This window comes from Arthrobacter sp. NPDC058130 (assembly GCF_042884475.1).
Taxonomy (GTDB): domain Bacteria; phylum Actinomycetota; class Actinomycetes; order Actinomycetales; family Micrococcaceae; genus Arthrobacter.
The window spans coordinates 45,637-72,094 of record NZ_JBHVTV010000016.1; the positions used below are offsets into that span (position 1 = coordinate 45,637).

At 64.8% G+C, this 26,458-nt stretch carries 24 protein-coding genes and 1 pseudogene; 10 read left to right on the forward strand and 15 right to left on the reverse strand.

Features of this window, described 5'->3' with window-relative positions:
- Nucleotides 1–23: 23 nt before the first annotated feature.
- The gene (locus ACFVTM_RS20700; RefSeq protein WP_390205927.1) at nt 24–1,031 is read right to left on the reverse strand and encodes a DUF6454 family protein; all 1,008 of its coding nucleotides are present in this window, start codon (nt 1,029–1,031) and stop codon (nt 24–26) included.
- A 140-nt stretch (nt 1,032–1,171) separates the two neighbouring features.
- Nucleotides 1,172–1,474 carry a DUF4193 domain-containing protein gene (locus tag ACFVTM_RS20705; protein ID WP_390205929.1) on the reverse strand — a complete coding sequence of 101 codons (303 nt, stop codon included), beginning with the start codon at nt 1,472–1,474 and terminating at the stop codon, nt 1,172–1,174.
- A gap of 411 nt (nt 1,475–1,885) precedes the next feature.
- Here ACFVTM_RS20705 and ACFVTM_RS20710 point away from each other — a divergent pair, with 411 nt between their 5' ends.
- Nucleotides 1,886–2,287: a hypothetical protein gene (locus tag ACFVTM_RS20710; RefSeq protein WP_390205931.1), complete on the forward strand. Its 402-nt coding sequence runs from the start codon at nt 1,886–1,888 to the stop codon at nt 2,285–2,287.
- Nucleotides 2,288–2,368: 81 nt separating this feature from the next.
- Here the strand turns inward: ACFVTM_RS20710 and ACFVTM_RS20715 are convergent, their stop codons facing one another.
- Entirely contained in the window at nt 2,369–2,791 is a 423-nt protein-coding gene (locus tag ACFVTM_RS20715; protein WP_390205932.1) for a hypothetical protein, read from the reverse strand.
- A 190-nt stretch (nt 2,792–2,981) separates the two neighbouring features.
- Between ACFVTM_RS20715 and ACFVTM_RS20720 the strand changes: the two genes are divergently transcribed.
- Nucleotides 2,982–3,170: a hypothetical protein gene (locus tag ACFVTM_RS20720; RefSeq protein WP_390205933.1), complete on the forward strand. Its 189-nt coding sequence runs from the start codon at nt 2,982–2,984 to the stop codon at nt 3,168–3,170.
- Nucleotides 3,171–3,239: 69 nt separating this feature from the next.
- On the opposite strand, the gene ACFVTM_RS20725 is transcribed toward ACFVTM_RS20720, so the two are convergent.
- From ACFVTM_RS20725 to ACFVTM_RS20760, 8 genes are all read right to left on the reverse strand, one after another.
- Nucleotides 3,240–4,589, reverse strand: a complete 1,350-nt coding sequence (locus ACFVTM_RS20725; RefSeq protein WP_390205934.1) for an MFS transporter — start codon at nt 4,587–4,589, stop codon at nt 3,240–3,242.
- A 174-nt stretch (nt 4,590–4,763) separates the two neighbouring features.
- Nucleotides 4,764–5,468: a FadR/GntR family transcriptional regulator gene (locus ACFVTM_RS20730; RefSeq protein WP_390205936.1), complete on the reverse strand. Its 705-nt coding sequence runs from the start codon at nt 5,466–5,468 to the stop codon at nt 4,764–4,766.
- Between the two features lie 10 nt (nt 5,469–5,478).
- Entirely contained in the window at nt 5,479–6,606 is a 1,128-nt protein-coding gene (locus ACFVTM_RS20735; protein ID WP_390205938.1) for a mandelate racemase/muconate lactonizing enzyme family protein, read from the reverse strand.
- Nucleotides 6,607–6,723: 117 nt separating this feature from the next.
- Complete coding sequence (locus ACFVTM_RS20740; RefSeq protein ID WP_390205939.1) at nt 6,724–7,644, reverse strand: AEC family transporter; 921 nt, start codon at nt 7,642–7,644, stop codon at nt 6,724–6,726.
- 72 nt (nt 7,645–7,716) lie between these two features.
- Complete coding sequence (locus tag ACFVTM_RS20745; RefSeq protein WP_390205940.1) at nt 7,717–9,045, reverse strand: enolase C-terminal domain-like protein; 1,329 nt, start codon at nt 9,043–9,045, stop codon at nt 7,717–7,719.
- Complete coding sequence (locus ACFVTM_RS20750) at nt 9,042–10,673, reverse strand: aldehyde dehydrogenase (NADP(+)) (protein ID WP_390205941.1); 1,632 nt, start codon at nt 10,671–10,673, stop codon at nt 9,042–9,044. Before ACFVTM_RS20750 ends, ACFVTM_RS20745 begins: the two co-directional genes overlap by 4 nt.
- Nucleotides 10,674–10,684: 11 nt before the next feature.
- Nucleotides 10,685–11,599, reverse strand: coding sequence for a 5-dehydro-4-deoxyglucarate dehydratase (gene kdgD, locus ACFVTM_RS20755; protein WP_390205942.1), 915 nt, complete (start codon nt 11,597–11,599; stop codon nt 10,685–10,687).
- Nucleotides 11,600–11,728: 129 nt separating this feature from the next.
- The gene (locus ACFVTM_RS20760; protein WP_390205943.1) at nt 11,729–12,613 is read right to left on the reverse strand and encodes a LysR family transcriptional regulator; all 885 of its coding nucleotides are present in this window, start codon (nt 12,611–12,613) and stop codon (nt 11,729–11,731) included.
- A 140-nt stretch (nt 12,614–12,753) separates the two neighbouring features.
- Here ACFVTM_RS20760 and ACFVTM_RS20765 point away from each other — a divergent pair, with 140 nt between their 5' ends.
- From ACFVTM_RS20765 to ACFVTM_RS20785, 5 genes and pseudogenes are all read left to right on the forward strand, one after another.
- Nucleotides 12,754–13,755 (forward strand): tripartite tricarboxylate transporter substrate binding protein, encoded by a 1,002-nt coding sequence (locus tag ACFVTM_RS20765; protein ID WP_390205945.1) that lies wholly within the window; start codon nt 12,754–12,756, stop codon nt 13,753–13,755.
- A 5-nt stretch (nt 13,756–13,760) separates the two neighbouring features.
- Nucleotides 13,761–14,348: a tripartite tricarboxylate transporter TctB family protein gene (locus tag ACFVTM_RS20770; RefSeq protein ID WP_390205947.1), complete on the forward strand. Its 588-nt coding sequence runs from the start codon at nt 13,761–13,763 to the stop codon at nt 14,346–14,348.
- Nucleotides 14,349–14,357: 9 nt separating this feature from the next.
- On the forward strand, nt 14,358–15,890 hold the full coding sequence (locus tag ACFVTM_RS20775; protein ID WP_390205948.1) for a tripartite tricarboxylate transporter permease: 1,533 nt from the start codon (nt 14,358–14,360) through the stop codon (nt 15,888–15,890).
- Entirely contained in the window at nt 15,887–16,291 is a 405-nt protein-coding gene (locus ACFVTM_RS20780; RefSeq protein WP_390205950.1) for a universal stress protein, read from the forward strand. Before ACFVTM_RS20775 ends, ACFVTM_RS20780 begins: the two co-directional genes overlap by 4 nt.
- A 239-nt stretch (nt 16,292–16,530) precedes the next feature.
- Nucleotides 16,531–17,734, forward strand: a pseudogene (locus tag ACFVTM_RS20785) (IS110 family transposase).
- Between the two features lie 563 nt (nt 17,735–18,297).
- Here ACFVTM_RS20785 and ACFVTM_RS20790 read toward each other — a convergent pair.
- Nucleotides 18,298–18,945, reverse strand: a complete 648-nt coding sequence (locus ACFVTM_RS20790; RefSeq protein ID WP_390205951.1) for a TetR/AcrR family transcriptional regulator — start codon at nt 18,943–18,945, stop codon at nt 18,298–18,300.
- Between the two features lie 186 nt (nt 18,946–19,131).
- Between ACFVTM_RS20790 and ACFVTM_RS20795 the strand changes: the two genes are divergently transcribed.
- From ACFVTM_RS20795 to ACFVTM_RS20805, 3 genes are all read left to right on the forward strand, one after another.
- Nucleotides 19,132–20,589 carry a purine-cytosine permease family protein gene (locus ACFVTM_RS20795; RefSeq protein ID WP_390205953.1) on the forward strand — a complete coding sequence of 486 codons (1,458 nt, stop codon included), beginning with the start codon at nt 19,132–19,134 and terminating at the stop codon, nt 20,587–20,589.
- A 9-nt stretch (nt 20,590–20,598) separates the two neighbouring features.
- The gene (locus ACFVTM_RS20800; protein WP_390205955.1) at nt 20,599–21,687 is read left to right on the forward strand and encodes an alcohol dehydrogenase catalytic domain-containing protein; all 1,089 of its coding nucleotides are present in this window, start codon (nt 20,599–20,601) and stop codon (nt 21,685–21,687) included.
- A gap of 515 nt (nt 21,688–22,202) precedes the next feature.
- Nucleotides 22,203–22,895 (forward strand): type 1 glutamine amidotransferase domain-containing protein, encoded by a 693-nt coding sequence (locus ACFVTM_RS20805; protein ID WP_390205957.1) that lies wholly within the window; start codon nt 22,203–22,205, stop codon nt 22,893–22,895.
- Nucleotides 22,896–23,017: 122 nt separating this feature from the next.
- Here the strand turns inward: ACFVTM_RS20805 and ACFVTM_RS20810 are convergent, their stop codons facing one another.
- The 3 genes from ACFVTM_RS20810 to ACFVTM_RS20820 all read right to left on the reverse strand — a co-directional run bounded on the left by ACFVTM_RS20810 (nt 23,018) and on the right by ACFVTM_RS20820 (nt 26,452).
- On the reverse strand, nt 23,018–23,566 hold the full coding sequence (locus ACFVTM_RS20810; protein ID WP_390205959.1) for a hypothetical protein: 549 nt from the start codon (nt 23,564–23,566) through the stop codon (nt 23,018–23,020).
- Nucleotides 23,567–23,568: 2 nt separating this feature from the next.
- Entirely contained in the window at nt 23,569–24,123 is a 555-nt protein-coding gene (locus tag ACFVTM_RS20815; protein WP_390205960.1) for a hypothetical protein, read from the reverse strand.
- A gap of 127 nt (nt 24,124–24,250) precedes the next feature.
- Nucleotides 24,251–26,452, reverse strand: a complete 2,202-nt coding sequence (locus tag ACFVTM_RS20820) for a transglycosylase domain-containing protein (protein ID WP_390205962.1) — start codon at nt 26,450–26,452, stop codon at nt 24,251–24,253.
- Nucleotides 26,453–26,458: the final 6 nt, after the last annotated feature.

Consider the following 26,458-nt stretch of genomic DNA (forward strand, 5'->3'; position numbering starts at 1 on the left):
CGGCCGGTGCTACTTGGCCGGTGTTACTTGGCCGGAGCCACGGTGGCTTCGTAGGTGAGGATTTCCGTGCCGTTGCCTTCCTCGCCGTTATCGGGGGCCACCCTCATGGTGAGGTGCCCGCCGTCGGCAGTCATTTTGAACGGGTTGCGCGAGGCCACGTGGCCTGCGGTGGACCATTGCTGGAACGGGACGTCGCGGATGACGCTGCGGGATTTGAGGTCGATCATTGCCATGCCGCCGAGCTCGTAGCCGACGCCGGCGCCCCCGGCCGCCGGGGTCTGCGGGAGGTTGGTGATTCCGGCGCACAGCATCCTGGAGTTGGGCACGTACTGGCAATCCTGGTAGTCGATGAAGAAGTTCGGGTTCTGCCAGGTCGAGAGCTGCTTGCCCTGCAGGTCCCATTCAGCGAACCGGCGCGAACCCCAGGTGTTGCCGACCAGGTGGCCCGTCTGCTGGTCCAGTACGATGCCGCCGAAGTGGTCCTTCACCTCGAACTGCTTGTGGACCTCGAGCGAGCTCGCGTCCACGCGGTAGATGATGGCGCTGCTGTCCGGCCGGTACTGGGCCACGGGGATCCAGACATTGGTGCCGTCGAAGTCGATGCCGCCCGGGTGGTACATGTCTCCCTCGCCCAGGATGATGTCCCTTTGCAGGTTGCCGGCCTTGTCCATGACGAACAGGTGGCCGACGCCCTTGCCGGGGGTGCGGTCGAAACCGTTCTGCGGTCTGGGGAACTTCACGGTCGGCTCGAGGATCTGAACGGCCGAGAGGAAGATGTGGTCCCGGCTGTAGGCGATTCCCTCGGTGTGGTAGGTGGGAAAGTTCAGTTTCAGCTTTGACGTCTGCTGCCAGCCCGTGTTCCGGTCAACACCGTTGAAGGCATCGGCCAGGGCCGAATTCGTTTCACTGCCGTTGCCGGAATCTGAGTTGTTGCCTGCCGCCTGGGCTGCCGCGGTGGCGCTGATTGCGGACGCGGCCAGGACGATTGCTGCGGCGGCCGTGAGGATGCCTCGGGTGCGGGTCGTTCTCATTGGGTGAGCCTCTCAAGGTTGGATCTCAACAAGGACTCGCCACACTAGCCACCGGTCATGAACCCCCGGTGCGGGCTGGTAAACGGCAGGTTGCTACACGGCCGGATCATCGTCCGGGGGCGGCCGGTTGCCGGACTGGTTCAGCCCTCGCACTCCGTGCAGTACGCGTGCGCGCCAACCTGCCGGGCGATCTGGGAGCGGTGCCGGACCAGGAAGCACGAATAGCAGGTGAACTCGTCTCCGCCCTGCGGGATGACTTGAACGATCAGTTCTTCGGCGATGAACTCGCCGCCCGGGACGCCGGCGCCGTCCAGGCCGTCGGCCTCGTCGAGTTCCTGCACAACGCTGCGCGCATCAGGCGCATTCGCTGACTGCAGCGCTTCCAGGGAGTTCTCCTGGGATTCCTTGACGTCGGAGCGGACTTCATCGTAGTCGGTTGCCACGTGGGTTGTTCTCATTTCTCGAGTGGTGATTGGGCTCAGTGAAACGTACAGCACCGCGCGGCTATTCCCCAGTCATAAGGCCGAAAAAACGCCATATTGCGGCGGCGGGACACGCCATGTTCCGGTGGTGGCCATCGCAGTCCTCGGGTCCAGCACCGTTGACAGGGTCATCGCCTCCGGGAGCGGCCCCCGCCGGAATTCGCTTCCTGCCAGAGACAGACCGGTCTTTCCGGATGTAAGGTTGCTTCAGAGTCTTCGGCTCTGTTTGGCTCGAAGATCAAAATGCAGGACTGTGGGGTGCCATCGCCGGTTCCGGGCTCAGCCGGAACGGGAACAAAGGAAAAGCCAATGTCCATGGAATTGTCGTCCCGTCCGGAGCCGCCACGGGAGTATCCGCCCACAAGCCCTTCGGTGAGCAATCAGGAGGACGGCGACGCGCGGCTACGTCTGCAGGCCGCCGAGATCATCGCCGCGGTGCTGTCGGACTCCACGCCGGGACAGGCCAGTGCCCGGGAACAGCTGTGGCAGTGCCTGCAGGCCCACCCGGACCGACCGGAAATTGCGCTCGTGGAGCACCTGGTCGCCCTCCGGGAGGAAGCAGGCCGACGCGGCCCACCCCATCTGTTCCTGGTCCCGGGCGAGGCGGCAGGAGCGGAAACGCCCACACCGCCCTCGAGGACAGGCAGTGGCGGCATCCTCGGGCTCCATTCAGGCGCCCGCCGGCCCATCCTGCATCAACGTCCCACCCTGCGAGTGCACTATGGCCGCCCGGATCGGGGCGGGCTGGGCGGCATGGCCGAAGACGGAATTTAGCGAACCGATTCCGAAACCGCGCCTTCGTCCTACAGCCGTGCACCAGGTGCACAACCGGCCGGCGGCGTGCAATGTGCTGAATTATTCCTGCTTGTCGGTGTCTTTACTCGCGCCGGTGTCCTTACCCGGCCCGGTGCCAGTACCGGGTTTTCGGACGGGATCCACAGTACCGCTCGCGCCATAGTCGCCCTCTGAGTACCGGCCGATTTCGGATTCTGCAGTGCGTCCCGACGTCCTTCCGGCATCGCCGTAGTCGGCCTCCACATAGCGCCCTGATTCCCGGGCCTTGCCTCCCAGCGGTTCGGGCAGACCGCCCTCGCTGCCTGCCACGCCGTAATCGCCTTCGACGTATTGGCCTTCCTCGTCGTCAGCATGGCGGCCACGCTGCACACCGGCCTGGCCAAAATCGCCTTCGACGTACCGCCCCCGCAGGTCGGGTTCCTCCGGCTTCTTTTCCGAACCTGCCTCATTCGCAGTGTCTTCGAAGTCGCTGTTGTCGGTCATGATCGTGCCTTTCCCGAGACGGACTCTGCGTCTTCTGCGGCGCAACTTAAGTCTAGCGAGAGGCGCCGCTCCTCAACAGAATGGCTCTCATCACCATCAATTACGGGCCCTGCGGTGTGTCTGACGGGAGCCGATTTCCGGCTGACCAGCGGTCCTTTTCAGCCGCTGTGCACTGTGGGATCATCCCGATATGGGCGAAAATACTGAACCGCGGGTGACCTTGCCCTCCGACCCAGAGCGCATGAAGGGCACGCATCACCACGACGTAGATGGCTACGGAAATCCGATCACTCAGCAGCTGCGCATTATCGGCCAGCGGCGCCGCGAGGCCGAAGAGAAGCTCGACCGGCACCTGCAGGACGCACGCAAGAGACACTAAGAGCGGCATGGGCGACACGAAAGGCAGGCACCCACAGGGTGCCTGCCTTTCCTGTCGGGGGTCCGGTGGCTATTTGGCGGTCACGACCACTGGGGACACCACATCATGCGAAGCTGCGGGCTCTGCGGTTTCAGTCTTGCGTTCCTTGAGGAAGTACACGAGTGCGGCGGCAATTGTTGATGCCGCGGCGAGGGCGAAGAGGCCCGGTACCACGCTGCCGGTCTGCTCCTTGATGATGCCGAATCCGAACGGGGCCACGAAGCCACCCAGGTTTCCAAGGGAGTTGATGATGGCGATGGCCGGAGCGAGAATGATCGGGTGCAGGCCTGACTGGGGGATGGTCCAGAACAATGGTGACGCGCTCTTGAACCCCATGGCGGCGATGGCCAGGAAAACGAGGGCAAGTACGGGAGTGGCGATGGCGGCCGCGAGGGTTCCGACGGCGGCGACCAGGAGCGCAGCCACGAGCAGGGGCCGCTTGGATTTGGCTTTGTCCTGCCACTTGGCGGCGAAGTACATGGCAATCACGGCACAGACCCAGGGGATGGCCGAGAGGAATCCCACGCTCAGGTCCGTGGTCCCCGGGATCTGCTTGACGATGCTGGGCAGCCAGAAGGTGTTGGCGTAGATGGAGAGCTGCACTGAGAAGTAGATGCCGCACAGGAGGAGGATCTGGGGGTTCAGGAGCATTTTCCAGCGGTTGACCTTCCCGCCTGCGGCGGTGGCGTGCTGCGCGTCCTCGGCTGCAATCGCCGCGGTGAGCGCAAACTTTTCGCCCGCCGTCAGCCATTTGGCGTCCTGGATCTTGGCGTCAAGGACAAAGAACACGGCGATGCCGACGATCACGGACAGCAGTCCTTCGAAGCCGAACAGCCACTGCCAACCGCGGAGCCCCAGGACGTCGTGCAGGCTGAGCAGCATTCCGGCGATCGGGCCGGAGAGCGCGGCGGCGATCGAGGAGCCGGCGATGAAGATGGCTGTTGCTTTGCCCCGCTGGCCGGCAGGTACCCAGCGGGCAAAGTAGAAGATCACGGCGGGGAAGAACCCGGCTTCCGCGGCGCCCAGCAGGAACCGCAGGACGTAGAACATGGTCTCGTTCTGCACGAACGCCATCAAAAAGGACACGATGCCCCAGCTGATCATGATCCGGGCGAGCCAGACCTTGGCACCGTATTTCTCCATCATCACGTTGCTGGGCAGTTCGAAGATGGCGTACGCGACGAAGAACAGCCCGGCCCCGAAGCCGTAGGCGGCAGCGCCGATGCCGACATCCGCCTGCAGATGCTCCTGGGCGTAGCCGATGTTGGACCGGTTGAGCTGGTTGCACACCAACATGACGAGCATGATGGGCAGCACCCGCTTGAAGAACTTTTTCGTGGCAAAGGCCACGTCCGTGACAGCGTTGTCTACAGACTGCATGGAGATTTCCTTTGAATTGGCGAAGCTGGTCGGCGGTGGCGGGCTGTTTGAATGTGGCCCTCGCCACAGCGATTCTTCACTTTATTCGGCGGCAGTCATGCCCGTCCAACACATAATTTGCATCGCTGGATACCTTGAGGGACTGGTTGGCCCAGCCTAAGACCGGTGCCAGGTTCAGCCGTTGCCGGGCGCGACGGCCCGGAGCCGGCGCCGTGAGTTGGCCAGGTGGCTGCGCATGGCGGCCGACGACGACGATTCGTCGCCTTCCGCTACGGCCGCGTAGATGGATTCGTGCTCGTGGACCACTTGTTCAAAGTGTTCCCGCGCGTAGTGTTCGTCCCCAGTCATCAGCCGGGTGCGGGGCATGGCGATCATGGTCTGCCCCAGTGCTGCCAGGCAGTCCGAGTAGAAGGGGTTTCCCGACGCCGCGGCGATGGCCTTGTGGAATTCGTAGTCAGCCTTCATGGCGTGCGCCGGGTGGTCGCTGCTGCTGGTGAACGCCGCCAGGGCATCCTGAACGGCCTTCAGCTGGCGGTCCGTGCGGTTGCGGGCCGCCAGGGCGGCGGCCTCAGCCTCGACCCCCATGCGGAATTCGAGCAGGTGGAGCCGGTCTTCCATGCTGGACACCGGCCGGCCGCCGGGCACTGGCGGATCGCCGTGCGGGGGCGGGGTCAGCGCGAAGCTGCCCCGCCCACGTTCGGTTTCCACCAGTCCCTCGGCCTGCAACCGGGTCAGGGCCGAGCGGACCACGGTCCGGCTGACGCCGAATTCGCTGATCAGGGTGTTTTCGCTGGGCAGCTTCGCGCCCGGCTGGATGTCGCCGTCGACGATGCGCCTGCGAAGGTCGCTGGCGAGGTCCGCGGTCAGGTTCCGGCTCATGGCTTCAAGGTTACTTGCCGAATTCCACTGAATCGGTCGTCCAGGCGCGTGCCTGCTCGCTGAGGGAGATGCCGAGCCCCGGACGGTCCGGTACCAGCATGCGGCCGTTCTTGGTTTCGAGGCGCTCGTTGAAGAGCGGATCGAGCCAGTCGAAGTGTTCCACCCACGGTTCGCGCGGATAGGCGGCGGCGAGGTGGAGGTGGATTTCCATGGCGAAGTGCGGGGCGAGACCGAGTCCGCGCTCGTCGGCCAGGGCGGCAAGGCGCAGGAACTGCGTGATGCCGCCCACCCGGGGCGCATCGGGCTGGATGATGTCACAGCCGTTGGCGTTGATCAGCCCCTTGTGCTCCGCGACCGAGGCCAGCATTTCGCCCGTGGCGATGGGGGTGTCCAGGGCGCGGGCGAGGTCTGCGTGGCCTTCGAAGTCGTAGGCGTCCAGCGGTTCCTCGATCCAGACGAGGTTGAATTCCTCCAGCCGGCGCCCCATCCGCAGCGCGGTGGCGCGGTCCCACTGCTGGTTGGCGTCGACCATGAGGGGCACGTCCCAACCGATGTGCTCGCGGATGCCGGCCACGCGGCGCAGGTCCTCGGCGGTGTCCGGCAGGCCGACCTTGATCTTGATCCCGCCGATGCCTTCGTCCAAAAGGACGGTGGCGCGGGCCTTGACCTCCTCGAGGGAGGCGTTCAGGAAGCCGCCGGAGGTGTTGTAGGTCTGCACTGAGTCCCGGTAGGAGCCCAGGAATTTGGCGAGCGGCAGGCCGGCGCGCTTGGCCTTGAGGTCATAGAGTGCGATGTCGATGGCGGCCAGCGCCTGGGTGGCCACCCCGGAGCGGCCCACCGACGCCCCGGCCCAGAGAAGCTTGGTGTACAGCCGGCCGATGTCGTTCGGGTCCTCGCCGATGATGCCTTCGGCGACTTCCTTGGCATGGGCGTACTGGGCCGGGCCGCCGGCCCGCTTGGAGTAGCTGAAGCCGATTCCGCTGTGGCCCTGTTCGGTGGTGATCTCGGCGAAAAGGAACACGACCTCGGTCATGGGCTTCTGGCGCCCGGTGAAGACTTTCGCGTCGCTGATCGGAACGGCGAGTGGAAGCCTTGCCGTGGACAGCTTTACGTGGCGGATGAGATCAACGCTGGTCATGGTTCTCCCTGAAGTTCCTGCGAGGCAACTGCGCCCTGCTTAACTTAGGTTACAAGTTGCAAACTTGTATAACAAGTGTTGGTGCCGTATTTCTCCGCCTGCCCTCTTTTGCTGCAGTCACCCCAGAAGCCAGGCGATGACCAGCAGGGAGCCGGCGCAAAGAACTGTGGTGCACAGGATCACGTCCCGTGCAACGATCTCCCCGCGGCCGTAGGGGGAGGCGAAGAGGAAGACATTCTGGGCCGTGGGGAGCGCCCCCATGATCACGAGGGCCAGCAGATGCTGCCCCTCGAGACCAAAAACAAAGTAGCCGAGGGCCCACACGATCAGGGGCATGCCGACGAGCTTCAGGAAGGTGGCGACGAGGGATTCAATACGCCCATCGCCCTTTTGCAGCGGGGCCTTGCCTGCCAAAGACAGGCCGAAGGCCAGCAGCACCATAGGGACGGCACCGCCGGCGAGCATGTCGATCGGCTTCAGCACTAGTTCCGGGACGGTCCAGCCGGTCAGCGCGACGGCAGCGCCCAGGCCCGAGGCAATGATCATTGGATTGGTCAACGGCTGAAGCAGCACCTTCCGCCAGGAGATCTTGGACCCTGCCGCGAGGCCCAGCACCGTCACATAGAACGGTGCCAGCACGAGGAGCTGCACCAGCAGGACGGGCGCCACATGCTGGGCCGTTCCCACGGCGTAGAGGGACACCGGGATGCCGATGTTGTTCGCGTTGGCGTAGCTGCTGGCCATCGCGCCGACGGCTGTCTCCGCCACCGGCCGGCGGAAGAACAGGAAACTCAGCAGGGCATAAAGCAGCCCCACTGCCGCCGCGGAGAGCAGCGCCAGCGGGGCATCCGTCCCTAGGGCGGCCCGGATATCGCTTCCGGCCACCACCGTGAACAGCAACGCCGGGTTGGTGATGTAAAAGGCGGTGCTGGTCAGGGCGCCCTGGACCTCGGGTCCGAGGATCCGCAACCGGGCCGCGAGATAGCCGACGGCGATGACGGAGGCGACAATCAGTATTCCGGTGGCAACGCCGCCCAAGTTTTGGTCCTTACCTTAGCTCTTCACATTGACTTTCCTGTCGCGGCCCGGGAGAGCTTCAGCGAACAATCCTCATCGAACGAGACAGGGCCGCTTGGGGTCAAAGGACCAGCCGTCAACGTAGTACTGCATGCCGATGCTGTCATCGCGGGCGTCGAGGCCGTGGTCCAGATAGAGCTGGTGTGCCTTGTCCAGGGCGTCGCGGTCCAGTTCGATTCCGAGGCCGGGAGCGTCCGGAACCTCGATGGCGCCGTCCCTGATCTGCAGCGGGTCCTTGGTGAGGCCCTGGCCGTCCTGCCAGATCCAGTGCGTGTCCAGTGCCGTGATCTCGCCCGGGGCGGCTGCTCCGGTGTGGGTGAACATGGCGAGTGAAACGTCGAAGTGGTTGTTCGAGTGCGATCCCCAGGTGAGGCCGAATTCGGCGCACATCTGCGCGACCCGGACGGAGCCGTGCATGGTCCAGAAGTGCGGGTCCGCCAGGGGGATGTCCACGGCGTTGCTGCGGATGGCGTGGGACATTTCGCGCCAGTCCGTGGCGATCATGTTCGTGGCGGTCTTCAGCCCGGTGGCGCGGCGGAATTCGGCCATGACCTCGCGTCCGGAGAAGCGGCCTTCCGCGCCGCACGGGTCTTCGGCGTAGGCCACGACGCCCTGCATGCGTTTGCCCAGGCGGACGGCCTCGTCCAGGAGCCAGGCGCCGTTGGGATCGAGGGTGATCCTCGCCTCCGGGAAACGCCGGGCGAGGGCGGTCACAACGTCCACTTCGGCGTCGCCGGAGAGCACGCCGCCCTTGAGCTTGAAGTCGCTGAAGCCGTAGCGTTCCTGGGCTGCTTCGGCCAGGGCCACCACGGCCTCGGGTGTCATGGCTTCCAGCCGGCGCAGCTTTTCCCACCGGTCCGCCGGCGCCTCCTCCACCAGGTACGGCAGATCCGTGCGGCGGGGGTCGCCGATGAAGAAGAGATAGCCGAGCATGGGGATGGAGCTGCGCTGCTGGCCGTCGCCGAGCAATTCCGCGACCGGAACTCCGAGGAACTGCCCGTGCAGGTCGAGGAGGGCGGATTCGACCGCGGTGACGGCGTGGACGGTGGTGCGCAGGTCGAACGTCTGCAGGCCGCGGCCGCCGGCGTCCCGATCGGCGAACCTCGCCGCGACATCCCGCAGCAGGGAGCGGTAGCGGGCCACGGGCTGGCCGGCCAGGAAGACGCCGGCCTCCTCGACGGTGGTTCGGATCTTCTCCCCGCCCGGGACTTCGCCGAGGCCGGTGCGGCCGTCCGAATCGGTGATGATCACGATGTTGCGGGTGAAGAACGGGCCGTGCGCGCCGCTGAGGTTCATCAGCATGCTGTCATGCCCGGCGACCGGGACCACTTCAACGTGGGCAATGGTGGGCTGCGTGGTCACGCGTTGACCTCTGCTTTCTGTGTTGCTGCCTCTTCTGCTGCGGCAGCTTGAACGACGCCGTCGATCCGGCGATTCAGGCGCCAGGGGTTGGGGTCCTGCAGCGGCACCGGAAGCAGTTCCTGCGGCAGGTTCTGGTAGGCGACGGGCCGCAGGAACCGGTTGATCGCCAGCGTACCCACGGAGGTGGTCCGGTTGTCTGAGGTGGCGGGGAAGGGGCCGCCGTGCACCATGGCGTGGCCTACCTCGACGCCGGTGGGCCAGCCGTTGACGATGATGCGGCCGACCTTCTGCTCCAGCGCCGGGATGAGGGGTGCCGCAGTGCAGTAGTCCGCCTCGGTGAGCTGCAGGGATGCCGTGAGCTGGCCCTCGAGCCGGTTGGCGGCGTCAATGAGTTCCTCGGTGGTTGAGTAGCGGATCACGAGGCTGGCTGCGCCGAAGATTTCGGCGTGGAGCACCGGGTTGGCCACGAACTCGGCGACGCCGGTTCCGAAGATGGCAGGAGCCGGGGCGTTCTTCGTCGGGCCCTCGGCGCCCTGCCCGAGCACGCTAACGTTGTCGGCGGAGCCCAGGGCTTCGGCGCCGGCGTTCCAGGACCCGGCGATTCCTTCGGTCAGCATCGTTTGCCCGGCGCAGGCGGATACAGCCCGGCCGACGGCGGCAGCAAATGCGTCGCCGGCCGCACCGGCCGGGGCGAACAGCAGGCCGGGGGCGGTGCAGAGCTGCCCGGAGCTGCCGGTGACGGCAGCAACGTACTGCCGGGCGAGCGCGTCAATTTCCTCGGCGCTGCCCTTGATGGCCCCGGGGAAGACGAACACCGGGTTGAGCGAGGACATTTCCGCATAGACCGGGATGGGTTCGGGCCGGGCGGCCGCGGTGCGCATCAGCGCGATGCCGGCGGACTGCGAGCCGGTGAAGCCGACAGCCTTGATGGCAGGATCGGCCACGAGGGCCTGGCCGATGCTGCTGCCCGGACCATAGATCAGCGAGAACGCGCCGGGGTGCAGCCCGGTGTCGCGGACTGCCTTGGCGATGGCCTGGCTGACGAGTTCGCCGGTGCCGGGGTGCGCATTGTGGGCCTTGAAGACCACCGGGCAGCCGGCGGCGAGGGCGGACGCGGTGTCCCCGCCCGCCGTCGAGAAGGCCAGCGGGAAGTTGCTGGCACCGAAAACCGCCACAGGTCCGAGGGGAATCTGCCGCTGGCGGATGTCGGCGCGCGGCAGCGGAGCACGCTCCGGCAACGCCGGGTCGATCCTGGCGCCGCGGAAATCACCCTGGCGGACGACGCCGGCGAAGAGCCGGAGCTGACCGGTGGTGCGCGCCCGCTCGCCCTGCAGCCTCGCGGCCGGCAGCCCGGTCTCGAGACCCGCGCGGGTGACGAGTTCCTCGCCGATCGCCTCGATGTTCCCGGCAATCGCCTCGAGGAACCGGGCGTGCGTTTCCGGGTCGAGCGTGCTGAAGGAGGGGTAGGCCGCTGCCGCGGCCGAAGTCGCGGCTTTCAGCTGTCCTTCGGTGAGCAGCGTGTAGCCGGGTTCGAGCTGTTCATTGGTGGCGGGATTGAAGGCGTGTGCCGTCTTGCCGTCGCCGGCGACGGCCTGGCCGGCAATGAGCGAGTGTCCGGTGAGTGTCACGGTGCGTCCTCCTAGGAAACGGTGGCGATGAGGGACTTGAGGTCTGCGAGGTCCTGGGGCGCAAGGTTCTGCAGCGGCGGACGGACTCCGCCGGCGGAACGGCCGATCGCGTCGAGGCCGCCCTTGACGATCGAGACAGAGTAACCCTTCACCCGGTCGCGGATGTCCAGGTACGGGATCACGAAATCGTTGAGCTTTTTGTTGACGGCGACCCGGTCCTGGTTGCGGACGTCCTGGTAGAAGTCGAGGGCAAACTGGGGCACGAAGTTGTACATGGCGCTGGAGTAGGTGCTCATGCCCAGCTGCAGCAGCGGCAGGGCGAAGGTCTCCGCCGTCGGGAGGCCGCCGAGGTAGAACAGGCGGTCGCCGAGCTTGGCGTACACGCGGGCGTCGTGCTCGAGGTCGCCCACGCCGTCCTTGAAGCCGATCAGGTTCTCGTGGCGGTCGGCCAGCGTGGCCACCGTGGTGTCCTTGTAGATCGCGTTTGCGCGGTTGTAGATGATGACGCCGAGGGGGGTGGACCGGCAGATGGCGCTGACGTGTTCGATCAGGCCGCCCTGGTCCGCTTCGGTCAGGTAGGGCGGGAGCAGCAGGATGCCCTCGGCGCCTGCGGCCTCGGCGGCCCGGGCGTTCTCGACGGCCTGTGCGGTGGAGCCGCCGGCGGAGGCCAGGACCGGGACAAGGCCGCCGACTTCCTCGACGGCGGCGCGGACAACGCGCCCGGACTCGGATGGGGTCAGCGAGAATCCTTCACCCGTTCCGCCGGCTGCGAAGAGCCCGGCGACCGGAAAGCTGGCCTGCCAGGCAAGGTGCTTGCGGTAGTTTTCCTCGTCGAACTGCAGATTGGCGTCGAATGAGGTCACCGGGAAGGACAGCAGTCCGTCCTTGAGGACGTTCGCCAGTTCCTGGGGTGTGTATTTTGCCACGGTATGGTCCTTGCGGGTATGCGCCGGTTCGGCGGGGAAATGCGGTTCCCCTTCAGACTAAGTTTGGGGGCTAATGCCTGTCCAAGTGCAATATTGAATGCATTGATACCTTGAGTGCATTGCGGATTTCTAGTCCAGCTGAAAATCCAGGGCGCCGAGCAGCCGTGCCAATGCGGGATTGCTGACCTTCCGGCTCCAGATGGCATGGAGCTCTACGGGCTCGCCATGGCTGCTGGCCAGGGGGAGGAACTCGACCCCCTGGATGCCCAGTGCGGTGGCGGACCGGGGCACAAAGGCGACGCCGCGTTTGGCCGCAACCAGTGAGACCATGGTCAGGATCTGGCTGACGGTGTGCACCACGTTCCCGTGCTGCACCGGCAGCATGCGGATCACGAGGTCGTAGAAGTACCGGGCCTGCAATGGCGAGTGCATGATGAGGGCCTCATCCTTGAGGTCGTCATTCCCGACAACTCCGCCGCGGCGGGCCAGATGGTGGCCGGTCGGAACCGCCACCATCATGGATTCGCGGTACAGGAGCCGCGAGTCGAATACGTCTCTGTCGAAGGGTGGGCGTGCCAGCCCCAGATCCAATTCTCCCGTTTCCAGGGCCTGGATCTGTTCGCCGGTCACCAGTTCCTGAAGGTCGACATCGACGTCGGGGAGGATTGCCGAAATCTCCTCCAGCAGCGGCCCCAAAATACTGAACCCGCTGGCGGCGGTGAAGCCGATGCGAAGAAGACCGGAGCGGCCCGACGCGATGCGGCGGGCGGTGACCGGGGCCCGTTCCGCGAGGGCCAGCAGCCGCCTTGCTTCCTCCAGGAAGGCGGCTCCGGCGGGGGTCAGCTGGACCTTTCGGTTGTCCCGTTCCAGCAGTTCGGCGCCGACGGCCTTCTCAAGCTTCTGGATCTGCCGGCTCAGCGGAGGCTGGGTCATGTTCAGGCGTTCCGCCGCGCGGCCGAAGTGAAGTTCTTCGGCGACCGCGATGAATCCGGCCAGTTGATCAAAGGTAAACATGATGCCTTCCCGGTATCACTCGATGCATATTTGGGCTTAGACATGCATCATAGCCGCTCCTACACTCGACACAGCGAACCGCCAGTGGCGCGGTTCACATGATTCCGGGCCCAGACCCTGACCACCAATGAGGAGTTTCAATGATGCACTTCCCTTCGCGGCGCACTGTAATTGGAGCGGCATCCGCCCTGACGCTTCTGGCGCTGACGGCCTGCGGCAATGTTGCCGGCGGCAGCGCCGATTCTTCAAAATATCCGAACGGCCCCGTCAACCTCACCGTCGGTCAGGCCGCCGGCGGCAGCACCGACCTGATTGCCCGTGCCATCTCCGAAGGTGCGTCCAAATCCCTCGGCGCCCCTATGCCGGTGGTGAACAAGCCGGGGGCCAATGGAGCCCTTGCCACGAAGGAAGTGGCCGGCAAGCCCGCTGACGGCCAGAACCTCCTGCTGGTGACGGCCTCGCTGGTCACGATCACGCCCCTTGCCGTCACCCCGGAAGAGGCCGTCAACATCGACGATCTGGACATTATCGCCGGACTGTCTCAGGACGATTACGTGCTGGTTGCCAGCAAGGCCTCCGGCTTCACCAGCATCAAGGACCTGACCGGAGCCGGGCGCAATATCACGTTTGGCACCACCGGTGTGGGTACCGGCAGCCAGCTCGCACAGACCGTCCTCTTCAAGCAGGCCGGCGTCAAGGGCACTGACGTTCCGTTCGACAGCGGCAAGCCCGCCCTCACCGCGGTCCTGGGCAACCAGGTGGAGGTCTCCACCATCCAGCTCGGCGAAGCCATGCCGCAGATCCAGGCCGGCAAGGTCTCACCGCTGCTCGTCTTCTCGGAAGAGCGGAACTCCTTCCTCCCTGACGTGCCCACGGCCAAGGAATCCGGCTACGACGTTCCGGTCGCGCAGTACCGTGCGGTCGCGGCTCCCAAGGGAACCCCGAAGGACGTCAAGGACAAGCTGCTCGCCGCTATCCAGGCGACGTTCAAGTCCGATTCGTACAAGGAATTCAACAAGAAGAACATGCTGACCCCGAAGGAAATCTCCGGCGAGGAAGTGGTCGCGCAGTGGAAGGACTACGCCGCCAAGTACAAGTCGCTGGTGGAGAAGTACGACATCAGCCTCAGCGGGACGAAGTGATCCCAGTGTCGTCTTCACCTGCAGTGCCCGCCGGAGGGGGAGGCCGCCCGGCCGCTCCCGCCGGCGGGGACGCCCCCGAAGCCCAGATCGACGACCTTCTGGAGGATCTGACACCGGAGCAGCTTGCCGCGCAGTGGGAGGACGAGAAGCCTCCTGCCGCCGGGGCGCTGGCCAATGCTGCGTCCTCCCTGGTGGTCCTCGGCGTCGGCATCGGCGCGCTGGTCCTGTCCGTTGCGATGGGCCTGGGCACTCCGGCGGCGCCCGAGCCCGGGCTGTGGCCGTTTATGATCAGCTGCGTCATGGTGGTCCTGGGCCTCTTCCAGCTGATCATCGGCCGGCACAACCGGGACGCGGAGAAGTTCACCCGCATGTCCGTGGCACCCCTCACAGGGCTCGTCACGCTCGCCGCCATGGTGGCGCTGATGCCGGTCATCGGTTTTGAACTGCCCGCCCTCGTGCTGTGCGTCATCTGGATGCGCTTCCTCGGCGGCGAAACATGGCGCTCCACCCTGCTGGTCAGCGCGATCGTCGTGGCGGCGTTCTACGGAATCTTCGTCCTGGCGCTCAACACCTCCATTCCCCACCTCTTCTAGGAGAACCCCGTGGATTTTCTAAATCCCGTGATCAACGGATTCGCCGTTGTCCTGGAGCCGAGCAACCTCCTGTACTGCCTGATCGGCGTCGTCATCGGCATGTTGATCGGCGTCCTGCCCGGTCTGGGGCCCGCGGCCACTATCGCTATCCTGTTGCCGCTGACCTACAACGTCGAACCCGTCACCGCCATCATCATGCTCGCCGGCATCTTCTACGGAGCACAGTACGGCGGCACCATCACCTCCGTGCTCCTCCGGCTTCCCGGCGAGGCATCCTCCGTAGTGACGGTCTTCGACGGCTACCAGATGGCCAAACAGGGCAAAGCCGGTACCGCACTGGGCCTGGCGTCCATCGGCTCGTTCGTCGGCGGAACCGCCTCGATCGTCGGCTTGACCTTCTTGGCTCCCATCGTGGCAAGCTTTGCCCTGGACTTCGGTCCGGCAGAATACTCGGCACTCGCCCTGCTTGGAATCCTGTTGGTGGCCACCATCAGCAACGGCGCCAAGACCAAGGCACTCATCGCCGCCGCCGTCGGCCTCCTGCTCGCAACGGTCGGCCGGGACATCTTCACCGGAGAAAGCCGCTTTACCTTCGGCAACCTGGAGCTGGCCGACGGCATCGACTTCGTGCCGATCGCCATGGGCGTCTTCGGCCTGGGTGAAATCCTCTACAACCTCGAGGAGCGACACCGCGCCGCCAAGGCACCGTCCAAAGTCACGAACGTCTGGCCATCAAGGACGGATCTCAAGCAGGCCTCCGGCGCGATCACCCGCGGTTCCGTCCTGGGGTTCTTCCTCGGCATTCTGCCCGGCGGCGGTGCCACCATCGCGTCGATGGCCTCCTATGCGATGGAAAAGAAGCGTGCCAAACAGCCAGAACGGTTCGGCAAGGGGGCGCCTGAGGGCGTCGCAGGACCGGAAACCGCCAACAACGCCGCAGCAACGTCATCGTTCATCCCGCTGCTGACCCTCGGCATCCCGGCCAACGCCACCATGGCCCTGATGTTCGGAGCCCTGCTGATCCAGGGCGTGACGCCGGGCCCGCAGCTGGTGGAGCAGGACCCCGGGCTGTTCTGGGGCGTCGTCAACTCCATGTACATCGGCAATATCCTGCTGCTGATCATGAGCCTGCCCCTCGTGGGAATCTTCGTGAAGATCCTCCGCGTCCGGGCCGCGATCCTGGCCCCAGTCACCGCCCTCATTACGCTGCTCGGCGCCTACACCATCAACAACAGCATGTTCGATGTCACGCTCGTCGTGGTGTTTGGGATCGTCGGATACCTGATGAAGAAGTTCGGCTTTGAACCCGGTCCGCTGGTCCTGGCCTTCGTCCTCGGATCCCTGCTGGAGAGCTCGCTGCGCCGTTCACTTCTCGTGTTCGGCGGCGATCCCACGGGCTTCTTCACCCGCCCCATCTCCGCGACGCTGCTCATGGCGTTCGTCCTGGTCGCGGTGCTCCCTGGCATCCGGACCCTGCTGGCCAAGCGGAAGGCAGCGCCCAGCGGGCAGCCCATCATCAACAAAATCAAGGAGAAAGTATGAGCATCATCGTCGGGTTCGTCCCCACACCAGCGGGGGAGGCCGCGCTGACCGCCGGCATTGCCGAAGCCATGCTCCGGAAGGAGGACCTGGTTATCGTCAACTCCGCGCGCGAAGGCGCCCTCGTCGACAAGTCCGTTGCCGCCTCCGACGTCCTGGAGCAGGCCGGCCGCCGGGCCACGGAAGCCGGGATCAGGGCAACGGTGATCCAGCCGCCGTACCGTGACGACCTTGCCGACGAATTCCTCGACGTCGCCCGGGAGGTCAACGCCTCCCTCATCGTCATTGGCCTGCGTCACCGTTCACAGGTCGGCAAATTCATCCTGGGCAGCCACGCCCAGCGCATCCTGATGCAGGCGGACCGGCCCGTCCTTGCCGTGAAGGCGGACGGAGCCCTGTCCTAGCGCGCTGTTCCAGCGGTTCAATATCAGGGCGGCCAGGGCCGGACCCACATGCGGGTCTGGCCCTGGCCTTTGGCCAGCCGGCCACTCCGCCACGCGGCTGGCATCGTGACGGCTTCGAAGGATTGGCCCCCCACCCCGCGATGACCCGACCGCTGATTGAGAGACGCGACATGATCGCCGGATAAGGACGGCGCGGTTATCTGCTGGGCTGTTGCCATCCAACAGACTGGAGGCTGTTCTTGGTGCACCTATGGGCAGGCATTGATGCCGGCAAGCCCATCATCACTGCGTTGTCATCGACGCGGACGGAAACCGGCTGCTCTCACAGAAAATCCCCAACGACGAACCAGCCCTGCTGAACCTCATCGCCGCCGTCCTGAGACTCGGGAACGGGGACGAGGTGGTGTGGGCAACCGACCTGAACCACGGGGGACCGGCGCTGCTGATTGCCCTGCTCGTCGGCCACGGCCAGAACATCCTCTACATCCCAGGCCGAACCGTGCACCACGCCTCCCGCCTCTACCGTGGCGACGGCAAAACTGACGCCAAAGACACCTTCGTGATCGCCGACCAGGCCCGGATGCGCCGCGACCTGCAGCCCCTCCGGGCCGGGGATGAGATCAGTACGGGTCTGCGGATCCTGACAGCACGCCGGTCCGATAAGTCCGCGGACCGGGTGCGGGCGATCAACCGCCTGCAGGCCCAGTTGCTCGAATACTTCCCCGCGCTGGAGCGGGCCTTCGATTACAGCCGTTCCAAGGCCGCCCTGCTGTTGCTGTCCAAGCACCGGACTCCGGACGGGATCCGCCGCGCCGGCTAGTCCCCGATCCACGCCTGGCTGAAGAAGAACGGTGCCCGCTCCTCGGCAGCCGTTGCGGCGGCCGCAGTCGAGGCCGCCAAGTCGCAGCACACCATCGCTCCCGCCCAGCACATGGGTGAGGGAATTGTCGCTGCACTCGCCCGGGAGATCATCATCCTGAATTTGGAGCTGACGGAACTCGATGCTCTAATCAGCGAGAAAGTCACCGAACACCAGCACACACAGGTGCTGCTGAGCATGCCCGGTTTCGGGCCCGTCCTCGCCGCCGAGTTCCTCGGCGCCACCGGTGGGGACCTCACCGTCTTCCAGTCAGCCGACCGGTTCGCCGGCGTCGTCGGGCTCGCCCCGGCACCCCGGGATTCCGGAAGAATCAGCGGCAACCACCACCGGCCCAGACGCTACGATCGGCGATTGCTGCGAGTCTTTTACCTCTCAGGGCTCTCCGCACTGAAGTCCTGCCCCGCCTCGCGCGGCTATTACGACCGGAAACGTGCGGAGGGGAATCTCACATCCGAGCAATGCTGTCGCTGGCACGACGGCGGCTGAATGTCCTCTGGGCCATGCTCCGTGACGGCACCACCTACAACCCAGCCTCCGCGGCCACGACAGCTATGGCCGCCTGACGTTCGGCGGACTGCAGGCATCGAAGGGTTTGACTATCCGGCCGGTGAGGGAAACCTCGCCGGCACAGTCACGGATATCGGCTGGGCCCAGGAACACCACAACCTCTAACCACCAGGCAGCGGGACGCTGCCCACCCAAATTTCCTTTGCAGAGGGGAAAACCCGGAAAGGCCGGCACCCAGGTGCCGGCCTTTCCTCATGCCCGGGTTTTTTCCAACACCGGCGCCACAACACGTATGCCGCCAGGGCACTCAGGACGGTGATGAAGACATCGCCCGCCGCCGGCCGGCCGATGACGAGATCGAGGACCACGAGCGCCAATGCACCAGCGGCGGCAACCGTGAACACCACAGCCAGGACCCGCAGGACTCGAGGCGATTCCATCCCGGCACCGTGACCCGCACGGGGCGGCCATCACTCGGCGCCAGGTCAGTCATGCCCTCATCATGCTCAGGAAGGGCATGCTCGCAGGGCTCGCACCCATTTGGCCGTCCGCTGGCGCGGCCGGCTGTTGGGTCCAGGTTCGCCGTCGCAGAGCTCCGGAGCCCCCGGCCCTGTTTTATCTACGATGCTCCTATGGGCGTCAAATCAATATTGGAAGCCGGGATCAGCCCTTCAATCAGGCGGACTGCCGCCTCGATCCCGAAAGTGAGGCCAGCGGCGACACGATCTGCCGCGTCACTGGACGCAACCGCCGCGCGCAGTTTGGGCTGCCCGTCCGGTGTTGGTATCCAAAGCGGTTCAGGAGACCCTGCGTCGATGGCTGATCCGAAAACCAAGGCGTCAAGCATCGCAATAATCCCCAACTGGCTTGGGGCAGGGACTCCTGCTTCAAACAGCAGCGCGGCCAGCGCCTCATAGACGGTGAGGGTTGGGGGGTCGTCGACGACGCGCCCGATAAGGAGGGGAATTGCTGCCGGGTACTGGGCTACGGCCTCCCGGTACGTACGCACCCAGCGTTCGATTCGGGACTGCCAGGACGTTCCGCTGTCCTTCATCGATTTGACATCGATGCTCTTGTAGAACCTCTCGCGCAATGAGTTGACGATCTCGTCCTTGCCGCCGCTGAGATGGTGATACAGCGAAGACGGATTGACGCCAAGGTGCTTTCCGATTCCGAGAATTGTGAAGTCTTGGTGTTTGTCGATGAGCTCCAGAGCGGCGTCGAGGATGATCTCACGGGAAAGGAGCTGCGTTCGAGGTCTAGCCATGCATCGAGTATCGCAGCAACAAACGCGAGCGCGAAGTAACCAAATCACATTTGATTAATTGTGATCCAGGCCATATGCTGTTGAAAACATTCGTTGTCTGCGACGAAACTTTGTCGGCATCAACGCTCCTCTATTTCCACGTCCCTGGCTCTCGCGTAGGGACATTCCTCCATCGGAAGGAAGGTCATGACCAGCAATCTGCCTGGGCAAGGAAGCCCTGTGCGGCTCATCGAGGCCCGCTCAATAGACTGGGTTCCGGAGAACGAACGCCACGGCAAACTGTGGCACCAAGGTCCTCTGTGGTTTCTGGGTAACTTCCAGTATTTCTCTATCCCGATCGGCTTCATCGGCCCATCCATGGGGCTCTCCTTGGAGTGGACCATCCTTGCGAGCGTGCTTGGCATCGGCGTCGGTACGGTCTTCATGGCATTCCATGCCTCGCAGGGACCCACCATGGGACTGCCGCAGATGATTCAGTCGAGGGCCCAGTTCGGGTACCGCGGCGTGGTTGTTCCGTTGCTAGCCACGCTGTTTACCTACGTGGCATTCAATGTGGCGGACACCGTCCTCCTTAGCGAAGGCCTCGGCAGTTCCTTTGCCTGGGACCCGACCCTCATCGCCATCCTGGCCACCGTTGCCGGAGCGGGCCTGGCGATCTTCGGCCATGACTGGCTGCATAAAGCGTTCCGCATCCTGCTGTACGTCTCTCTGCCCGTCATGACCATCCTGACGATCGGCGTCGTCACCGGGGGTGCGGGCGGATCGGGGGACGCCACGCAGTACGACTTCACCTGGCCGGCGTTCATGGCCCAGTTTGCTGCCTGCGCCGCCTACAACATCACCTACGCGCCGTACGTTTCGGACTACTCGCGCTACCTTCCCACCAGCACGCCGGCCCGATCAGTCATTTCCGCAGTATTCTTCGGCGCCTCGTCCTCGGCCATCTGGCTGATTTCCCTGGGCGCCTGGCTGTCCATCGCGCTGGGCGCAACCGACGGGCTCGCGGGCCTCCAACTGGCCGGAAACACCATCTTCGCGCCGCTCGGTGACATAGCCGCGTTGCTCTCCGCACTCGCGTTGACCGCGACCATGGGCATGAACGCCTACGGCGGGGCGCTCACGGTACTGACCACTATCGACTCCGTACGCCCCATCAAACCGAAGACCACCGCCCGCGTGGTGACCATCCTCGTGCTCGCCGTGCTCTGGTACCTGATCGCCTCGTTTATCAACGCAAGCTCGGTAGCCACAGTCTTCTCGGCCCTGACCCTGATGCTCTACATCCTGGTGCCGTGGACCGCCACCAACCTGGTGGACTTCTTCGTGGTCCGCCGGGGCCACTACGCCATCGCGGACCTCTTCACGCCGAACGGCATCTACGGCGCCTGGGGCTGGCGGGGACTCACCGCCTTCGGCATCGGCCTGTTGAGCGAAATCCCGTTCATGGTGCTCCCCGCCATCGGCGATTGGAGCTACATCGGTCCGCTGGCGGGGGCACTTGGCGACGTCGACATCGCCTGGCTCGTCGGCCTCGCCACGGCGTCAATCGCCTACTTGCTGCTGAGCCGCTCACTCGACCTCAATGCGGAAGAAGCCGCGCGGCGCTGCAGCGACGAACAGCTTTCCGCTCAGAACCCGGAATAGGAGATCACCATGATTGAAGCTACCACCTACCGCAGCGGACGCGGGGTCGCGCAGGAGGCCGTCACGATTGCCGCGCCCGGTCCGGGCCAGATTCGGGTAGACATCCGAGCGACCGGTGTATGCCACTCGGATCTGCACATCGTCAACGGTGATTGGCCGGCGGAGGAGCCCTTAGTCCTCGGCCACGAAGCGGCCGGCGTGGTTGAAGAGACCGGCCCCGGCGTCACCGGTTTGCACCCCGGCGACCATGTGGTGCTGTCCTGGTTCGCGCCCTGCATGCGCTGCACCAACTGCGCCGCCGGGCGGGCCTGGCTCTGCACCGGGACCACAGCGCTTTCCAACACCCTGCCGGACGGCACCACGGCATTCAACGACGGCGGCGGCGAACCGCTGTGGCCGTACCTCGGCTTGGGCACTTTCGCACCGGCTGTCGTCGTCCCCGAATCGGCCGCCGTCAAGGTGGACGACAAACTGCCGTTCACTGTCGGTGCCCTGCTGGGCTGCTCAGTAACCACCGGCGTCGGCGCTGTCCTCAACACGGCCCGAGTCCCGGCCGGCGCGTCCGCCGTCGTCATTGGCTGCGGAGGCGTGGGGCTGTCCGTAGTGATGGGTCTCAAGCTTGCGGGAGCCAACCCAATCATAGCCGTGGACCTCTCGCCGGAGAAGCGTGCCAAGGCCCAAGAGCTCGGGGCAACCGGCACCATCGATCCCCGCGAGACGGACCTTGCCGCGTATGCGCGGGACGAGCTGGGCGGCGTGGACTTCGCGTTCGAGGCGATCGGGAACGAGAAGGTCATTGAGACTCTTCCCGGCCTGCTGGCTCCTGGCGGCGCGGCCGTTCTGGTGGGCATGACCCGCATCGGCGCGCGCTCTAGCATCGATCCCTTCGACCTGGCCGACCAGGGCAAGAGCATCCTGGGCTGCAACTATGGCTCGAGCGTGGCCCGCGTGGACATCCCCCGCCTGGCGCGGCTGCACCTGGCGGGCCACCTGCCGCTCGATCAGTTGATCGACAAAGTCCGTCCCTTGTCCGAGGCGGGGGCGGCATTGGAGGAACTCGCAGCAGGAACGGGCCTACGGTCAGTTTTGACTCCCTGAAATCAAATGGCCGAAACTGAGCATGCTCACCATGCGGCGGCGATCGACCGTCATGGACACCATCTTATGGTTCCGGTCCAGCTTCGCCGCTCAGCTGGTCCTTGAAGAGACCGGGAGTCCTGACCGATGTCTACTGCGGGAAAGCGGTGTTCCCGGGCGAGACGGACGGCGGCGACGCACCGGAGGAATTGATCGACCTCGCACAGCAACTCTTCGGACTGCACCAACCGGTGAGCTGACATCCAGGACGGTGGCCGGCCTTCCGGGCCGGTCACCGCTGGCGGTCCGCCGTCGTGGCTGGCTCCCGCCTCTGGTTACCGGTGGCGGACCGCCAACCGCAGGACAAGGGGTGCAGATCCCGGCGTGCTCTTAACGTGCTCTTAAATGGTTCGCAGGGCCCACCCCAATTCGGGCGTCCGCTGGCGCGGCCGGCTGTCGGGTCCAGTGCTGTCCGTCGCAGGGCTCCGGCCCGCCCTGGCCCTGCTTGCCTAACGGCGCTTTTTGCTGCTGTCCTTATGGTCTTGACCGGAACCACCTTCTGGGAGTTGAAGGATGGGTCGAAGCATCCGACCGGATTCTGGGCGGAAGAGTTCGTAGTCCCAGACCGCATTTTCCGCGAAGCGGGCCTTGAAGTCACGATCGCCACTCCTGGCGGCCTCACCCCGGTTGCGGACGAGTTCAGCCTGGCGCCGGAGACGAACTACGGCGACAACGGGAAGGTCGAGGAATTCCGCGTTTACCTCGCGGACTCCGGGGAGAACCTGGCCGCCGCCGTTGCGCTTGAGGAGGCCGATCCCAGCGAGTACGACATAATCTTCGCCCCTGGCGGACATGGTCCCATGCAGGATCTTTCGATCAACTCCGATATCAAACGTATTTTCGAGGCCACGCTCGATGACCCCGCCAAGGTTGTCGCCTCTCTGTGCCACGGTCCCGCCAGCTTCAGCACAGCAACCCGCGACGGGCAGTGGCTGTTCAAGGGCCGGCGCCTGACTGCGTTCCTGGATGAGGAAGAAGCGCAGGTTGGCTTCGCAGACAAGGCGCCGCGGTTGCTGGAATCCCGCCTCCGCGAGTACGGCGCCATCTTCGAAACCGGGCCCGCCTGGGGCTCATACGTCGTCGTCGATGGCAATCTCGTGACTGGACAGAATCCCGCATCGGCCGGGGAAGCAGTCAAGGCTGTTCTTGAGCCGGCCGCCCGAACCTGATCTTTAGCTCCAGCCCACGAGTCGCGAGATCCGGGTCAACTCCGTAGCTCCAAGGGTTATCAAGCCCTCGATTCATCCGGCTGAATCCGACCTAGGGTCTGATCGAATCGCACTCTGCCGCGCTATGAAGCCCTGGCATCGGCGGTACCGGGGCCGGCATTGATGGCCGCCGCGACCAAGCGGTCGAAGCTGGCGGTCCCGTTCTCGGGAGGAACGACGGTAAAGACCGCAACCCACTTCTCGGGGACATGTTTCTCCAGCGTTGAAGCCCGGGCAACATGCAGGTGTAGCCCGGGCACGCCGCTGACCACGAGCGGAAGCTTCTCGCCGCTCTTGGCCATGTGCTGAAATTGCCTGACCGACAACTGGTCGCCCGGGCTGTTCGTTACCTCGGCGATGGTTTCATTGATCCTCTTGGTCAGCCCGCGCATAAATTTTCTCTGGGCCATGACTGAGCGCACCGTGAGAAGCGCGGCGAAGCAGAAGGCAAACAGGACCGCGGCACCGAAACTCCTGAGGCCGGACAGGAAGATCATCAGGAACAGGCAGAGGAACAATCCCAAAATACTGGACATGATGAACTTAGCCACGGTGTGTTCGCCCGGTTGTTTTTTCCAACGAACAAGGGCGACGGTGTTCTTGCGGGGCTGATCGCGCCTCGAAATTTCCATGATTAGTACCCCTTCACTTCGATCAGCGCTTCGGCCAGGACGATTGCCTGGCGTGCTTCCTTCAGATCGCTCAGCAGCCCCATGTCGGGAATGGCTCCTGTGGCAACGGGGGAGCCGGCGAGTTCAGAAAAGATACTGCTCAACTCCTGGCGGTCCTGGGACAGCATCCGGGAGGACGTCAGCTTGATTCTGCTCAGCTCAAGCTCCAGCAGTGCCTTGTCGATGGCCTCGCGACGGCCTTGAATGATCGCGAGTTTTTCCGTGACGCGCTCGACCCGACCGCGGAGCATCGATTCCATCTTTCCGGCCACGACGTGTAGCTCGCACAGTGCGGTGTAGGACTGTGGCGACCCGGAGTGGGCGGCGAGCTGGTGGCTGACGTAATGGCGCCGGCGCTCCCATTTCCGGACAGCTGACTCATATGGTTCCAAGAGCAGGGAGACGGCCTCCTGGGCCTTGTCTAACGACGCGGCCCGCGTGCTCAGGCTGGTTGTGGCGGCGTCCAGCCTCGACAGGAAGGCGTCGTAATTGTCATGAGGCTGGTTAGCGGTATTCACGGGCCACTCGCGCGCGGTGGCGCGATTCCCCTCGCCGGACATTGCCCCCATCCCTCATGGCAAGAGAATAGGGGCTCTGGGCCCGTTGGTACAGGGGGTACTTGGGGCCCGGCAATTTCTGCCTGGGCTAGCCGCACAGCGCACGGTCAGCCCGGGGGGAACACGGAATCCGGGTGCTGAAAGGAGCCCGGGTTATGGACTCTGGCGGCTTGGGGAAGGCAGCGGCAGGGTAGTACCCGGCAACCTGCAGCATGTAGTTGGCCCATTGCGGACCGGCCAGCATGTATCCGTCAATGGCCTTGTAGAACTTGCCGTTGACGGTGACGTTCTGGCCGGGCCGCTTTTGACCTTCCAGGGCGTCACCGAAGAAGGATGCGGTGGCCATGCCGGTGGTGTAGCCCACCACCCAGGTCGCACCGTTGGTATTGGACGTGCCGGTCTTGGCCGCGACAGGAAACCGGTCGTAGAGCTTGGGTTTGATGTAGACGCCGGATCCGCGTTTCAGCACGTCCTGCAGCACGGAGTTCACACCGCGGGCGACGTCTGGCTTGAACGCATCCCGGCACGAGCTTGCCTCGGCCGGAAGTTTTCGACCTGCCGCGTCGGTTACCGCCACAATCGCGATCGGCGCGCAGTACTTGCCGTCATTGGCGAACGTGGCAAACGCGTTGGCCAGATGCAGCGGCGCCACGCCAATGGCGCCGAGAAGATTGCCCAGCTGGTGCATGTTTATCCGGGCGTTGTCCACGCCGCTGTGGAGCCCCGCGGCATCGACCATTTTCTGGATGCCGCAGAAGTCGAGCTGGGCGGCCTCGGCGAAAGTGGCGGTATTGATGGAGTTATACAGCCCGTAGTCCACGCGCATGCGGCGGTAGTAGCCCGCGTCGTTGTTCTGGAGGTCGTCCGCCGCGCCGAGGCTCTTCTGGCTGGAGCTGTAGGCGCCGAGCACCCTGCCGCAGCTAGATCTCCAGCGGAACCCGAGCGGATAGGAGCGCCGGGAGGCATCCACCACCGCGGCCAGGGATTTGCCCTCGTTGAGCCATTCCGCGAACGTGAACGGTTTCATGGTGGAGCCCGGCTGGAACCCGCCGGCGCCGTTGAGATCGTTGCCGTTGGCATCCTTGGAATCGACATTGAAGTTCAGCTGCGTATCGAACTTTCCGGGAGCCGGCAGGAAAACAGTATTTTGGGCCATCGCCAGGATCTTGCCCGTGCCGGGCGCGATCGAGACCATCGATGCCCCCCATTTGTCCGGGTTGGCCCCGGCCGTGGCATCGACCTGCGCCTGGGCCGCCAGTTGAAGCCGGCTGTCCAGAGTGGTGGTGATGGTCAGGCCGCCGCGGAACAGCTTCCGCTCGCGTTCGGCAACTTCCGCGCCATAGGCCGGGTTGTTGAGGATGAGGTGGGAAACGTAGTCGCAGAAGTACGGTGCCATTTCCGCGCCGGCGCATCCCTGCATGCCGGGGGTGATTTTAAGATCCACCGGGGCGGCGACGGCGGCATCATGCTCCGCTTGCGAGATGGTCCCGGTGCTGAGCATCTTGGCGAGGACCTGGTTGCGCCGCTGGACGGCGTTGTCCGGATGGACAGCGGGATTGTAGAAGCTGGGGCTGTTCACGAGGCCGGCGAGCAGGGCGGCCTGCGGCAGGGTGAGGTCCTTGGCTGTGGTGTTGAAGAAGTAGCGGGACGCGGCCTCAACGCCGTAGGCGTCCCGGGCGAAGAACACGATGTTGAGGTATCCCTCGAGGATCTGGTCCTTGGTGTACCTTTTCTCCAGTTCGACGGCGAGCTTCATCTCGCGGATCTTGTCAGCCATGCTCTTCTGCCCATTGAGGACAATTTGGTCACCCCTGTCCGCAGACACAAGGGATTCATTGAGCACGTTGGTGACGTACTGCTGGGTCAGCGTGGAGGCGCCCTGCCTGCCGCCAGTGGTCAGGTTGGACACCACCGCCCGGAGAATTCCCTGGGGGTCCACGCCGGCATGCTCGTAGAAGCGGCGGTCCTCGATCGCGACGATCGCGTTCTTGATGTACGGGGACATCTGGTCGAGCCGGACCTTCACACGGTTTTCCGCGTAAAAGGTGGCGATCGGCTTGCCATCGGCGGTGAGCACCCGGGTCGACTCCGACGGCGGATCAACCGTCAGTTCCGACGGGAGGCTGTTGAACAATTTGATCGAATCACTGACGGCGACGCCGGTCGCGGCCACGGTGGGTACCAGGAGGCTGGCGGCCAGCACCCCGCAGACCGCGCTCGCGGTGAAGAATCCGAAGAGCCCCCACAGGGTCGAGGCCAGTGGGGAGCGGGTTCGGTTCCTCTGCGCCATGTTCGC